General features: G+C 37.1%; 13 protein-coding genes. 1 reads left to right on the top strand and 12 read right to left on the bottom strand.

The window, feature by feature from the left end; genetic code table 11:
• Positions 1-3 precede the first annotated feature (3 nt).
• The 11 genes from RMR19_RS11655 to RMR19_RS11605 all read right to left on the bottom strand — a co-directional run bounded on the left by RMR19_RS11655 (position 4) and on the right by RMR19_RS11605 (position 11,953).
• Positions 4-447 (bottom strand): FMN-binding protein, encoded by a 444-nt coding sequence (locus RMR19_RS11655; protein WP_310603661.1) that lies wholly within the window; start codon positions 445-447, stop codon positions 4-6.
• Positions 437-2,521, bottom strand: a complete 2,085-nt coding sequence (locus RMR19_RS11650; protein ID WP_310603660.1) for a methyl-accepting chemotaxis protein — start codon at positions 2,519-2,521, stop codon at positions 437-439. Before RMR19_RS11650 ends, RMR19_RS11655 begins: the two co-directional genes overlap by 11 nt.
• A gap of 37 nt (positions 2,522-2,558) precedes the next feature.
• Complete coding sequence (locus RMR19_RS11645) at positions 2,559-3,842, bottom strand: MFS transporter (RefSeq protein WP_310603659.1); 1,284 nt, start codon at positions 3,840-3,842, stop codon at positions 2,559-2,561.
• A 252-nt stretch (positions 3,843-4,094) separates the two neighbouring features.
• Positions 4,095-5,930: a collagen-binding domain-containing protein gene (locus tag RMR19_RS11640; protein ID WP_310603658.1), complete on the bottom strand. Its 1,836-nt coding sequence runs from the start codon at positions 5,928-5,930 to the stop codon at positions 4,095-4,097.
• 206 nt (positions 5,931-6,136) lie between these two features.
• Complete coding sequence (locus RMR19_RS11635) at positions 6,137-6,451, bottom strand: type II toxin-antitoxin system RelE/ParE family toxin (protein WP_310603657.1); 315 nt, start codon at positions 6,449-6,451, stop codon at positions 6,137-6,139.
• On the bottom strand, positions 6,441-6,740 hold the full coding sequence (locus tag RMR19_RS11630) for a type II toxin-antitoxin system RelB/DinJ family antitoxin (protein ID WP_310603656.1): 300 nt from the start codon (positions 6,738-6,740) through the stop codon (positions 6,441-6,443). Before RMR19_RS11630 ends, RMR19_RS11635 begins: the two co-directional genes overlap by 11 nt.
• A gap of 358 nt (positions 6,741-7,098) precedes the next feature.
• Complete coding sequence (locus tag RMR19_RS11625; RefSeq protein WP_310603655.1) at positions 7,099-7,647, bottom strand: zinc dependent phospholipase C family protein; 549 nt, start codon at positions 7,645-7,647, stop codon at positions 7,099-7,101.
• A gap of 95 nt (positions 7,648-7,742) precedes the next feature.
• Positions 7,743-8,837, bottom strand: coding sequence for a hypothetical protein (locus RMR19_RS11620; protein ID WP_310603654.1), 1,095 nt, complete (start codon positions 8,835-8,837; stop codon positions 7,743-7,745).
• 36 nt (positions 8,838-8,873) lie between these two features.
• Positions 8,874-10,199: an Ig-like domain-containing protein gene (locus RMR19_RS11615; RefSeq protein WP_310603653.1), complete on the bottom strand. Its 1,326-nt coding sequence runs from the start codon at positions 10,197-10,199 to the stop codon at positions 8,874-8,876.
• Between the two features lie 352 nt (positions 10,200-10,551).
• On the bottom strand, positions 10,552-11,319 hold the full coding sequence (locus RMR19_RS11610; protein ID WP_310603652.1) for a heparan-alpha-glucosaminide N-acetyltransferase domain-containing protein: 768 nt from the start codon (positions 11,317-11,319) through the stop codon (positions 10,552-10,554).
• A gap of 1 nt (position 11,320) precedes the next feature.
• Positions 11,321-11,953, bottom strand: coding sequence for a GNAT family N-acetyltransferase (locus RMR19_RS11605; RefSeq protein WP_310603651.1), 633 nt, complete (start codon positions 11,951-11,953; stop codon positions 11,321-11,323).
• A gap of 101 nt (positions 11,954-12,054) precedes the next feature.
• On the opposite strand from RMR19_RS11605, the gene RMR19_RS11600 reads away from it, so the two are divergent.
• Positions 12,055-12,867, top strand: coding sequence for a MerR family transcriptional regulator (locus tag RMR19_RS11600; protein ID WP_310603650.1), 813 nt, complete (start codon positions 12,055-12,057; stop codon positions 12,865-12,867).
• 109 nt (positions 12,868-12,976) lie between these two features.
• Here RMR19_RS11600 and RMR19_RS11595 read toward each other — a convergent pair whose 3' ends face one another.
• Positions 12,977-13,384 (bottom strand): hypothetical protein, encoded by a 408-nt coding sequence (locus tag RMR19_RS11595; RefSeq protein ID WP_310603649.1) that lies wholly within the window; start codon positions 13,382-13,384, stop codon positions 12,977-12,979.
• Between the last annotated feature and the right edge of the window lie 239 nt (positions 13,385-13,623).

Raw genomic sequence — 13,623 nt, 5'->3', positions numbered from 1 at the left:
TTGCTACTCTGTATCTACAATCACCTTACTCGTATCACCCTTTTTCGCCTGCTCTATAACCGCCATAGCCAATTGTTCGAATGTACTAGATGAATGGGAAGCACCACTGACAACATCAATGCTATCTGCATTCTGATCCGTTATCAGTTGCCCTGCTAGCTCTCTAACATATCGGTTTGGATAAGTACCTTTAATCCCATTCATATTTCGCATATATTCATTGTCCCATGCTTTAATAAATCCACTTTGATCCTTTGCGTCATACTCAACCGAAACGATTACTCCATCATTAACAAGAATACAGACATACTCCTTCCAACCTTTAGAGAATTCCGCCATTTCTGCCGTATAGAATCCATCCTTCATCTTTTTGCTACCACAGCCAGTCATTACACTAGCAAATGTAACTATAAGTACTATGAGAAAAACATATCGTCTATGCTTCATTCGTATCCTCTCCTTCCTTTAACTTCACTTGTGCAACATATTCTCGTAAGGACTGCGCAAGTTCTAAGGATTCTTCTGTCTTTTCCCTTGTTCTCTCTGCTAAATGTTCGTTAGTCGATGCAATATCCATTACGGATACAATTCCAGAATTAATTTCTTCTATTACCGTCTTCTGTTGTTCAACAATATCAGTTAATACCGCTGAAATTGTTGCAAATTGTTCGGATGCCTGCGCAATTTCATCTAAAGAACCTGCTGTCTTCTGCGTTGCCTCCATACCGTGTTGAATTGATTGGTTTGCATGTTCAATAATTCCACTTGTTTGTCGCAATGCCTCTACCGTCTGCTCGGATAGTAAGCCAATCTGCTCTGCTACAACTGCAAATCCCTTGCCTGCTTCTCCTACCCTTGCTGCTTCTATGGACGCGTTAAGAGAAAGCATTTTCGTTTTAGAAGATATCTTTTCAATCATTTGACTGATTACCGTAATCTCATTCATGCTGTTGCAGATATCATTCATCGTATTCAACATTAATGTCATCTGTTGATTTCCCTGTGTTACCTTTTCGCCAGCTTCTAGGGCACACTGCGCTACTTGACGGGAATTATCATCAATTTCATTCGATTTATCCGTAACAACACTCACACTATGTTGCAAGCCCACCAATGCACTGGATTGTTCCTGCGATCCACTTAGTAATTGTCCTGCAAAGTCAGAGATTAATACAGATTCGTCGCTCACTTTCATAGATGCTTTGCTAACCTGTTTCATTGTTCTGTTTAGTGCACGCGCAATGTTGACAAGTGCTGTCTTGATTGACGCAAAATCACCTTCGAAGTCGCCCTCTATTTGGTACTTATAATTACCTTCTGATAATGCCTCTAGCGTCACCTCTATGTTTCCAATATAATCATTGAGTGTCTCAACTGTCCTTCCCAATGACCTTGTCAATATATCAATCTCATCTCCACGATTGCTATAAACCACTTCACTGTTTAAGTCACCTTTTGATAGTTCCTCAAGACGATGGCTTGCTCCACCAAGTGTTTCCGAGATTTTCTTAGCAAAACGCCGTACAAATATTCCCGAGCCAATCAAGATTATCCCCGATACTACAAGTATCACTACGATAGCAATTATAACAATTCCAAGAAATTCACTTCTTGGTGCATCAATTAGCAACATCCAGTTTGTTCCTGGAATCGGTGCATAGGATACATAATAACTTACATGGTTTAATGTTATTCTTCCAGAACCACTTTGTCCGTCTTTTATCTTTTCAAATACTTTGTTGTTTTTCCAAGAACGATTCTCTTCGTAGAAATTTGTATTTTTTCCAATAAAGTCAGTATTATATCCAGCTAGGATTGCACCCTCTTCATTTACTATGTATGCCTTTCCTGTTTTTCCAAGACTGATTCTTCTTAAAACATCTCCTAACATATCATATTTGTAACTTCCAACAAAGTAACCGACAACTTCACTATCTGTATTTTTCACTGCAATACCTACCGCTAACTGGTATTCGCCATTCCATTCAAATGGTTCACTTATCACGGTGTTACCCGTTACCTGTAGCATCTTGTAATAGTTTTCATTCACAATATCTTGTGGCGCTTCCGAATCACCATACTGCCTCTGTCCATCCGTTCCGTAGCAAGCCAGCCAAACATATTCGATTCTTGTCTTTCTCGTTTCAAATACTGCTAACTTTTCCTCCTCGCTTGCCGATGGATCCATTAACACATCCTCAAGCGACAACATCGACATTCGTTCTGTCAGCAAATGCAGATTCGAGTCAATATCAAGTGCACTTGTCTTTCCCATCAACTGGATTGTGTCATAAATTGTTGAATCGGTGAGCTTAAAACAACTGATAACCATGACTAAAGTAATCACTATTTCTATAACTAGTGCCACTAACATTACGTATCTTTCAATTTGCTGACTTAGCGTTCTGGGCTTCTTCATCATAGCTTTCTCCTTTGACTGTATATAATATATTTTCTCACGAATTACATATATTTTACCACATTCACGTCGAATTGCATATGAAAATTCAGTTCTTTCCATCTAATTCTCTTTCTTTTTCGTTTTTATCTGATTTTTTTCAAACAGCTTTCTTCTCTGTTGATATTTCGCTTTCTATCTGCGCATTTTCATTCAACGAATCTACTCTCTTATCACAGTTTCGCACACATGGTATCAAGACGGTTAAGATTGCAGCTAACAACACTAACCCACCAGCAATTGGGAACCATTTTTCAACACCACATCTTTCTGTAAAAACGCCTGCAAATGCTAATCCGATTGGCCCACTAAGTAGGCGTATACTACTTGATAACGACAACACTCTCCCTAGATACTTCGCTTCAAAGTTGCTTTGTAGTAACGGTGTATAGATTCCCATATAAAATGGTGCAGAAACTCCGATTAACACTGCACACAGGGCGAATATATAAAAACCACCCGTTGGCAAAATTCCCATAACAAACAAACCAAAGCTCATTACTAGAAATGAACCCAGTATCGTATAGATTCTGTTCTTTGTTCCACCCCATCTTGCCAACACTAAAGAACCAAGCAAAACTCCGATTGAAAACATCACTTCCACAATACTTGCATGCGTACTTGTACCATTAAAATACGACATACTCATCAGAGGGATGAAGGCACTCGTTGGCATCAACGCCACTGTATGAACACTACTAATTAACACTAGCCCTAGCATTCCCTTATTGGTTCGAAGGATTTGAAATCCCTCCTTCGCTTCTCGTATCAGTTGCACTTTTCCAGCCGTTTCGTCTTGCTGTAGTTTCGGTATTACCGTGATTCCTAATGTAAATACAGCAAGTAATGCTCCTATAACATCTAAAAATATAATCCCACTTAAGCTCCAAGAAGCATACAGCACGGCTGCAATTACGGGACTTAAAATCTGCGATACCGACTCTAATGCTTGCGAATATCCCGAACATCTAGTCAATTGATCTTCTGGCACAATCTGTGGTGTCACTGCCTGTAAACATGGTGTATGAAATGCCGAACCAATGGAACGAATCATTAAAACCACAAGAATCAATTCCGTGGACAGCCTCCCAAACCCTCCAGCTACCACCATTACAAAACTTGCTGCCGAAATGAGTAAATCTGATATTATCATAATACGTTTTCTGTTATATCGATCAATAAATACACCTATAAACGGTCCCAAGAGACCTTGCGGTAAAAATCCCATCATCATAGCAATTGACAAAACCATCGCAGAACCTGTTTTATCTGTCAAATACCATACAATTGCAAACTGAAGTACTGCGCTTGAAAATTGTGAAATTGCTTGTCCTGTCCAAATCGTGAAAAAATTTCTTTTCCAATTACTTTTTGTTATTGTCATATTCTTCGACCTCGTTTATTCTTCTACTTGCTTGTAATTGTTAATAGGTTAATAGTACTTTTTTGTAATTTTTTCCTCTGTCATATCAACTCAATTTTATCATAATTATTACAGAAAAACAATAAAAAGAACAGCTTACGCGGATTGTTTGTCAACTTGAGGATGAGCATTGACATTAACAAAAAGCCCAAAAGCATTAACAAAAAGTCATGCTTTTCATACAAGCATGACTTTTTGACCTTGAAATTTCAATTATTCAATCATAAAACATTCTACTCCAACATTACAAAACGTAATGATTGGTTTACAGCAAAATGTCTTATAACATGTATTTGCTAATCTCACCCTTAAGATATAAAAACCTTCAAAAGGAACTGTAAATTTAAATTCGCCATAATCGTTAATCTCTACACAACCCACAAGCGTATCTATTCCGTTACATCGCTCATATAGTTTCACTTCCCAATCATGCGAACAATCGCAGTGGCATCCCCATACACAGCCCATAATGACACCCGACTGAATCTTGCATTCCTCACAAACAGGGCATGGTTCTGGTTCAGGGCAGACTGGACATACTGGACATGGTTCTGGCGTTGGACACGTCGGGCATACAGGGCATGGTTCTGGTGTTGGACACGTCGGACATACAGGGCATGCTTCTGGTGTTGGACACGTCGGACATGTTGGACACACTGGGCATGGCTCTGGTGTTGGACACGTCGGGCATGTTGGGCATGGCTCTGGTGTTGGACACGATGGACATGGAAGAGGTATTGGACATGGCTCTGGTGTTGGGCAGGATGGACATGGAAGGGGTATCGGGCATGGCTCTGGTACGGGGCATGGCAGTGGTGTCGGACATGGTTCCTGCACTGGACATGGTAACGGTATTGGACATGGTTCTTGCGTCGGACATTCTGGACACACTTGAGGTACTTCTGGAACTGGTATAACTGGAGTTGGTTCAACTGGTATCGGTTCGACTGGAGCTGGTTCAACTGGTGTTGGTGATACTGGAATTGGCTCTACCGGGACTGGTTCAATCGGAGTTGGTGATACTGCATAACAAGCCACTCCACCAACAAAAGGGAAGTAATGAAATTCGAATCCACTATTCGCATTTACCGCAAAAGCTCCTAACGCAGCATTTCCACTTACATGACCACCTGTAGGATGTGCATGAAACATTGCCTGTGGTGCTAATATACTGCCCCATATATCTGAGGATTTTTCCATATAGATATTCGTTGCATCTTCAAATATATACAATGTTTGATTCGCTTTACTTCTTTCTCCATAAAGACCGTACTGCAGATGCGCATTTGCCCCTGTTCTCAGCCTTACAATAACCTTACTTCCCTCTGGAACTTCTGCACGAATTCCCTTATTGATTAAACCATTTGGTCTTACATCAATAAGAAATAAGTTTTGCACCGGGTTATTTCCTCTTAAAATCCACTCGTAGTTATTGTCCACTACCACTCCGTTTGGAGTTAAATTTTCAAAACATTTTTTATAGTATGTGATGCTTTCCCTCGCATCATGAAAAAATGTTGTTACATCAGCATCTATTCTGCTGGCTGGAATATATCTTGGGACATCATAGCTCGGTATAATATAGTACTCTCCTTTATCCGATGGTGTCCAATATTTACTACCTCCCTTTGCCTGATACAAAACCTTTAGTTCTTGTATTTGATTATTCGTACCATCCTTTCCTATTAGATAGGTACTTCCATTAGCGGCACGGAATCCGCCTCCTGCAACCACATGACCGATAACAACCAATGGCCCCGTCATAGCTACATTTCCACCGACTAGAAAACGTACTAAATCTGGTGAAAAACTGACTGCTTTGTTACCCCTCCCTGCAAAACCAACGCTCAATCCTCTTGGACTATAAAAACTTCCTCCTATCGCTACTGGCCCTTCAATGTCAATAATGTTGTTGGCATCATTGAATACAATAACATTAAATCCAGTAGCAGCGCCAAACGGCTGACCCTCGACATCATACCAGTTTATATTATCGTAGGGTACTCCTGCACTTGCCATCGCCTCATCACGATAACTAATATTATCCATATAAACTCCTATATGCTACTTGAATAGCAACGCATTTTTGTTCTTAGTTCAGTTTATTCATATGGAAATGATTCTGTGCAGTCCTTTCTATAAATTAAACAAAAAAGAGTTTCTATTTTGTTTGAGTGAACGTACCACATAAAAACAAAATAAAAACTCTTATATCTAGGGTATTGTCTTCAACATAATATAACCACTATACCTTGTTAACAGAGTTGATTTTCATAATCCTGTAACTCATGAAAAATGTTGTCAACTACTACAATACCACCCTCAATTCGATAAAGCATAAAATACCTATGATTTCTGAAATTAATCCGCCTATATCCATGCTCTTTTAATCTTAGATTTGTACAATCCTTTAAACTTCCTGCTACCTGTATCAAACTTCCTTTAGTTACTTCAAAATCGTCTAACAGATTTCTTGCTGCCTGTTCGTTTTTCTTTACAAACAAAAGATAACTCACCAAACGATCCAAATCGGCCTCCGCATCTTCTGTCATCACCACTTTAAATTCCATATTTGCCCCTCAAGTTAGCAACTACATCATCTGCATCTCTATATTTCCCTTGACTTGCATGCTTTCTTGATATCTCCAATTTTGACAACAGCTCTTCCTCTGTCATTGGAACAAATGGATTATACTCTGTACTATTTCTCTTTATCTCAAATGGAAATCCATTATTTGCAACTGCCTGTGTCAAAAATATCCTAATTGCAGATGTTGTATCTGTTCCTAAATCTCTAAATAATGCATCTGACTTTGATTTCAAGTCATCATCAACGCGAACCTGTATTGTACTAGCCATTTGTTTTCACCTTCTCAACTTCTTTTTCTTATATTTATATAATAATGCAATATCATTACTAAGTCAATACATTCGTATTGTTTTAGCATGAAAATTTATCACTTTAAAATATATAAGGTCACTTGTAAACCAAGATGCCAGTTCGTAAATGTAAATGCAATCTTTGTAATTGACAACTGAATATTTGTAACTGAAACGCAACTTTTGTATTCAAAATAAAACCTGCACATTCCACTTAAATCTCTGTGGAAAATACAGGCTTACGTTTGAAATTATTATTATTTTAATTCGTTATACTATGAGGTTGAGTTCAAAAAAACACGCCTCTAACTAATAATAGATTGCTATACATCTCGTACTATACACAAACCGGATTCTTCGCTACAACTGGAGCAATAACCCATTGCATTAAGGCTAATGTGGTAGCATAGATAAAGATACAATCACGCTCTGGTGTATGTTCTTCCGAAAAATAGCCCTCTCGTAGTTCTTCCATGTAACTTCTAAAATCCCCAGCAAAACAGATGTTTAATTCGGTACTATCCGCATAAAACATCTCTTTGTGCAGTTCTTTTTCATAGGCAAAATGTGGGCTCAAGTTAGATATACTCTCTTCATCGTTATGAACATAAGTAAAAAAGTCAGCTACAAAATGCATAACATACCCAAGATAATAGCTACTTAAAAAACGGTTAACAAGGAACAATTTTCCTGCATGATTCCAGACTTTTTCGATTTCATTAATACGTTTATCGTACATATGCGTCCCCTTTACAAAAGGTGAATGAATATCTGGTCTTATGCTTCCCCAATAAAAAGCAAGGTGATTTATCTTCGTCCAATTGCCTATGCCTTTTATATTAAACAGCAACTTATCTGCTAACAGAATATGGGTATTAATTAGCATGCTTCCTCCTAAAGTGATTTTCTTTTTTCTACTATATAGTATCAATAATACACCTTTTAGAGGAAGTGTCAAGAGAAAAGACGAATTCCTCTCATTTATTTCGTAAAATGCAAAAATTTTTCACCAGTATACTTACTTATCAGCGTCCCATATGAAGTACCTTTTGGCAATTTCACATTATTATAAGTATTATAGGTGTTGAATACGAATTTATCCCCTTCTCTTTCATAAACATTCAGTTGTGCTGTATAAACATGCCCATCATAATTGCTATAGAAAGAACAGAACATAACTGTCTGCTGATGTGTAACCTTTCGAATAACTCTTTTATCCGTACATCGTATTAAATATACCATGAAACACGTCAATAACATCCACACCAAAACAAATACTACGATCGCTCCGATAAATGATTCCTCACGGATTACATCATCAGCAACCATAACACAAAATACAATCGCCATAATCATAAAAAAAAGCGCACCCAACAATACCATTGCAATCTTCTTTCCTACACTGTAAGCACTCTTCCACTTTCTAGCGAACTCTCTTTTCCCATTTTCATTTAATAAACGAGGCGTTCCCTCAAGCTCAATTACACTAGGATGTGGAATTTCTTGTAGGCGTTTCCATTCTACTTCTGCAAAATTAATCGGACTTGCTGACTGAATCAACTCTTTTGTTTGTTCATTTATTCGCATTGGGACATAGACTTCATCAGAACCATATACAAGAAGGATTCGATCACCTGGTTTTAAATTCCCCAGATTCTTTGCTGGAAAACGAATCAAGTATGGTCTTTTCCAATCATCTAACAAATCATCTTCCAAAAACAAAATACTTTCTGTTTCCCCATCGCTAACGATATTTACAATTGTGCCACCATTTATCTCAAAAAATCCTGTATGAAACACATTTCTTTTCCGATTCACGCCTAACACTTTTCTCCAAACAAAAAGAAATATATTGAACCCAAGAACAACACAAACTGTATATAACACTCTTATTGCAAGTTTATTCGTTGTTCCCAATGCCAATATAACGGGAATCCCGATTGCCAAACCAAAGATAAATCCCAGTATGCTTGGTAATACTTCATTACCTTTTTGTAACTCCAACGCTCCTGAAATAATATCTTTTCGGCTGTTTTTTAATAGTTGCCATTCTTTTTCCGTACCTTGTCTTTTCATTGCATGCACCCCCCACTATTTCTTCTACTGTAAGTTTTAATACCATTTGTACCAATCCGTTCTTCCCAAACTTCTTATCTCCTCATCACGAAGCATAAAATATGTATAGACAGGCTCTTTCCCTTCCTTGTCATCCCATGTGGTATCGACATGAAGCCATTCATCTTCTATCTTGACGTAATTCCATGTATGATTCATAGAATCAGAAATAATCCTGATACATGGGATATTGACCGCATTCAATAATCGTTGATAGATTACCGTATAGTTTTGGCATACACCACCACCATTCACCAAGCAAAAATACCAGCATGGCATATCATTCTTATAATTTGAAAAATAATCTGTTTTATACACCATTTTACTGCACACAAAATCGTGCAATGCCTTTGCTTTTTCATAATCGCTCATTTCACTTGTAATATTGGATGCGATAATTTCATTCTCATAATCAGAAAGTATTATAAAATTATACTCAGCATATGCCTCTTCTCCAAAACAGATACTAACTGTTCCTGTTCCAAATTTATTTGCTGTAACTTTTCCCTTCTTATCTACACTTAGTGCACCTTCATCAATTACAATATTCTTATTTGTCTTTTCATCAAACACCTGCTCTGGATAGTATATCTGATATTTAATTTTAACATAATCATATTTCTTTTGAGGATACGGTATTTGATAATTATCACCAACATGCAAAACAATTGGATTTGATGCATTTTCAAGATACGTAGATGTGTATTCTTCAAAACCATGTATCTTAATTTCTACTGCATATGTTTTTCCTTTATAGTTCGTGCTGATATTACATGTTCCATTCCCTATTCCAGCATATAAATCAATACTGTTGTATTTAATATATTTTATTTCATCATAGATACTAATACAGTTATAATCTCCATCATTTTTAGAGGTACAGTTCCACTTAAACTTCGTATCTCTAGGATACGATGATACATATACATTGATTTTTTGACCAACACTTGCTGTATAACTTTTTTTCTTATCTGCAAGGTCAATATATATCGTATCACTTGATTTACTTACAACGTGAATTTCGCATTTGTATGTTTTTCCTTTCACAACGCCTACTATCGTAGTATCTCCTACTTTTTTTGCCGTTACTTTCCCATTCGCATTCACTGTTGCAACTTTTTTATTCGTACTACTCCATGTAATCTTCCCCGTTGTATTGCTTATCTTCAGACTGCACGTTTCTCCCGTGTAGATATATACATTTTGCTTATTTATTTCACTGCTTTGTTTTGCTGCTTGAAGCGATAGCGTACCGCCAAAGCAGGATAGTACTATTGTCACAGTTATTACAAATAATAAAGCTGCTATTCTTTTAAATTTCATGAAATGTTTCATCTTTTGAATCCCTTCCTGTATATTTCACTTGTTCTGTAGGATTTTTTGCTTTTTCCTCTTTTTGTACCCAAAGAACACATCTATTATATCATAGCAAGTAAGATTTCTCTAGAGCAAAGTAGCTTCTCCCCTCTCAACTCCCCTGCCTCTCATCCATGATTGTTTTCTTTTTATACACTAATTTTTCGAAGTTGAGAAGTTTTCCAATTATGAACACAATGGTTTTATTCGATTCCACAACCATATTAAAACTATACAAACAATAGCAATCAATACGCCAACTGGTATCACCCAACATGCCGGAATACTCCCAAATCCTAAAACTTCTTTTACTGCTATACTATATGTAATCAAAATCCATTCCAAGCGCAACACTTCCCATACTAACACTGGTTAATACTGAAAGGCTAGTCCACAACACTCTTCTATAAAAAATACATTTGTTATCCACTCTCCTGAGCAAATATGCAAAACATATCCCCATAACTGGATATACTAACCACAGTGTAGCTGGAAAGGCGATATAATGATTCGTGTAAAACATCAATCCCAAAATATATTGTACTCCTTTGGGAAGCAAATCAAATGAACCTACGAAAAGAGTTCCAACCGCCTGTAGTACAAATGCCACACACAGCATCATCCAAGGCTTCAATGCCAGCTTCTTCATCAATGCCACAAGCAGAAATGTCATTCCTGCAAACTGCAATATATCTATCGTTCCAATCGTATCAATTAACGCTTTTTGATAGTCTGTTTGCACTCCCATTCCATTTGCCAATAACATAAGTAGTGTCTCTCTGAAAAAATTCAATGCATATCCCATCAGAATTAATTTAACGCCACGTCTAACGAAATCTTTTACCGAATCATGCTTTGTATATACCATTCCTATTCCCATTGCAAACATAAACATCGGAGCTGCCATAGGCGCTCCCAAAAATTCAATAACCAAATGTAAAAAGCTTTGTGGCATGATGCTACTGTCCAAAGTACTCATATTGTCACATACATGAACGATTACCATAAAAAAAATTGCGAAGGTCTTTGCCACATCAAACTCAAATTGTCTCCCTGTATTCACTTCTTCTTTTACTAACATAGACATCTTATTCAACCTCATTTTCACCTACCATTCGCTTACTAAATAAAAAGCATGTCAACGGAACTTCTTTTTTTCCAAGCTGTAGCATAATATCCTGACTTCCAACCCTCTCAAATCCACGGTGCTCATAAAAATGATAGGTACAATTACTATCTGTAAATAGATATAGCCGCTTGCCGGCTTCTCGTCGTTCCAGTTCTTTCATCATGTAAGAACCGATACCTTTTCCCTGTATCGTAGGATCTGCAACTACAAAACATATTTCTCCATCAAGATTTGCATTCTCTTTATACTCCTGCAACATCTTCTTGTTTGCTTTGTCATAGGAAGACACAGGGTCTTTTACTATAACTTTCATTATCAACTCCATAACTTTCACATAGAGACCTTTCCCAATCGATTGATACCGTTTTGATTCTCCCTTCACATCAGCTAACACTAGCCCTACAAGGTTTTCTCCCATGTAAGCAGCAACCATCTGTGTTGCTCTTTGCATCTCCATATACAAAAAATATTTTCCGTACAGATATAGTTCTTTTTTGTTCTCTATATACTGGTTAAAATGCATCCCCTTAACAGCAAAATCAATTGCTTTCTTATAATCTTTTCTTTCTAACTCCTTTAGTTCAATCTGCATATTCTCAGCTCCTTTGTTTTGTTGTATAATCGAATCATAAGGTGTCACGTTGCGTGATTGTCAATTAAGAAACGATTAAACTTCAAACCAAGGAGGTTTCTATGCAAGAACATTTACTTCTTACAACAGGTCAGATGGCAAAACTACACAAGACGACAAAACGTTTACTACAATACTATGATGAAATCGGTCTTTTTTCTCCTGCTGTCAAAGGTGAGAATGACTACCGCTTTTACTCCTATGAGCAAAGCCCAGAATTGGAAATCATTCTTTCCTTGAGTGAACTTGGTATGAAATTGAGTGAAATCAAAGATTATCTTTCTTCACGCTCCCCAGAGAATCTATGCTTACTCCTTAAAGAACAGCAAAATCTTCTTAGGGAGAAGCTTAAAAACCTTCAACTAATTGATCAAATGCTTTCAAATCATATAGCTAATGTGGAACAATCTTTTCAAACTCCCTTTAATTTACCATATAAGGAGTACATTCAAGAAGAATTTCTGCTTGCTACGCCTGAGACAAGAGAAGATTCTATTGAAACAATTTATAAGGCTATCTCAGAAACCTTAATTACTACCAATGAACAGCATTTATATTGTCATATCTATGGTTCTATCCTTCCAGAGTCCTCTTGGCAGAATGGTGACTTCACAACATACAATCGATATTATTTTAAGACAGTGAACCCTTCTGTTGAAATGTCTGTACTAAAAAAGCCAGCTGGCAATTATCTTTGCATCAACTGGCTTGGAAACTGGGACACTCTTACGAATGCCTATTTAATTTTATTAAAGTATGCCAAGGATAACGGTATATCATTAACAGGCGATGCATATGAGGATACAATTATTGATAGTTTTGCTGTACCAAATAGCGATGATTATGTCACCAAAGTTATGATTCGGATTGCATAGAAAATAACTATTCCATAATACAAGGGTCAAAAGGTCATATATTTCATGCTTGCCTGAAAAAGTATGACTTTTGACCCCAACATCATTTTGTTATTATCACATCAATCCATTATTCCGAAATCTTATACAACCCAAAATCATCTATAGTACCCCAACTTGCTACATTTGTTTTTACACGTATACCGATTGTAAGTGTTCCATCGGTTACCTTTATTTCTGGAATTACAGGATCCTTCCAGTCGATATAGGTTGTCAACATGAAGTCATCTGTCAATTCTTCTCCATTTACAATGGCATAGAGTTCAAATGTTGAACCTGCGTTAACCGCGCCCCCTTGTGAATACGCAGTAAGATAATATGTTCCTGCTTCTAAACCTGTGAATTCCTGTTCGATAGAAAACTCCATATCTGAAGAATCAGAAAAGAAATGGAATGACATATCTCCTGAATAGGCGTCCTCAGGTTTATTGAAGAAATCAGTAGGATTCGTTTCTCCAACATACGTTACCTTCCACATGGAAGTATCCGCATCTTCAAAGCCTGGATTCTTTACAAGGTTAGTGAATCCTGAAACATCAAGTCTTTCCTCTGTATCATCATTTCTTTAAATTGGTGTATATTCGATAGCCGATTCCAATGTTGTACCATATTTCAAATACTTGAATAAATTTATAGATGCCAATGGATGTCCTTCAAAATCAAAGAATGCTTGGTTATCCCAAGAGCAGCCTCCATAATATAATCCTGCATCCTCTG

Source organism: Anaerosporobacter sp. (assembly GCF_031551385.1).
Taxonomy (GTDB): Bacteria; Bacillota; Clostridia; order Lachnospirales; family Lachnospiraceae; genus Anaerosporobacter.
This window is presented reverse-complemented; position numbering and strand designations above follow the sequence as displayed.

What these genes read in the sequence shown, in the direction of transcription:
- RMR19_RS11640 (WP_310603658.1), bottom strand. Translation starts at nt 5,930, where the DNA reads ATGGATAATATTAGTTATCGTGATGAGGCGATGGCAAGTGCAGGAGTA.
- RMR19_RS11595 (WP_310603649.1), bottom strand. Translation starts at nt 13,384, where the DNA reads ATGTGGAAGGTAACGTATGTTGGAGAAACGAATCCTACTGATTTCTTC.
- RMR19_RS11625 (WP_310603655.1), bottom strand. Translation starts at nt 7,647, where the DNA reads ATGCTAATTAATACCCATATTCTGTTAGCAGATAAGTTGCTGTTTAAT.
- RMR19_RS11630 (WP_310603656.1), bottom strand. Translation starts at nt 6,740, where the DNA reads ATGGCTAGTACAATACAGGTTCGCGTTGATGATGACTTGAAATCAAAG.
- RMR19_RS11600 (WP_310603650.1), top strand. Translation starts at nt 12,055, where the DNA reads ATGCAAGAACATTTACTTCTTACAACAGGTCAGATGGCAAAACTACAC.
- RMR19_RS11655 (WP_310603661.1), bottom strand. Translation starts at nt 447, where the DNA reads ATGAAGCATAGACGATATGTTTTTCTCATAGTACTTATAGTTACATTT.
- RMR19_RS11610 (WP_310603652.1), bottom strand. Translation starts at nt 11,319, where the DNA reads ATGTCTATGTTAGTAAAAGAAGAAGTGAATACAGGGAGACAATTTGAG.
- RMR19_RS11645 (WP_310603659.1), bottom strand. Translation starts at nt 3,842, where the DNA reads ATGACAATAACAAAAAGTAATTGGAAAAGAAATTTTTTCACGATTTGG.
- RMR19_RS11635 (WP_310603657.1), bottom strand. Translation starts at nt 6,451, where the DNA reads ATGGAATTTAAAGTGGTGATGACAGAAGATGCGGAGGCCGATTTGGAT.
- RMR19_RS11615 (WP_310603653.1), bottom strand. Translation starts at nt 10,199, where the DNA reads ATGAAATTTAAAAGAATAGCAGCTTTATTATTTGTAATAACTGTGACA.
- RMR19_RS11605 (WP_310603651.1), bottom strand. Translation starts at nt 11,953, where the DNA reads ATGCAGATTGAACTAAAGGAGTTAGAAAGAAAAGATTATAAGAAAGCA.
- RMR19_RS11620 (WP_310603654.1), bottom strand. Translation starts at nt 8,837, where the DNA reads ATGAAAAGACAAGGTACGGAAAAAGAATGGCAACTATTAAAAAACAGC.
- RMR19_RS11650 (WP_310603660.1), bottom strand. Translation starts at nt 2,521, where the DNA reads ATGGAAAGAACTGAATTTTCATATGCAATTCGACGTGAATGTGGTAAA.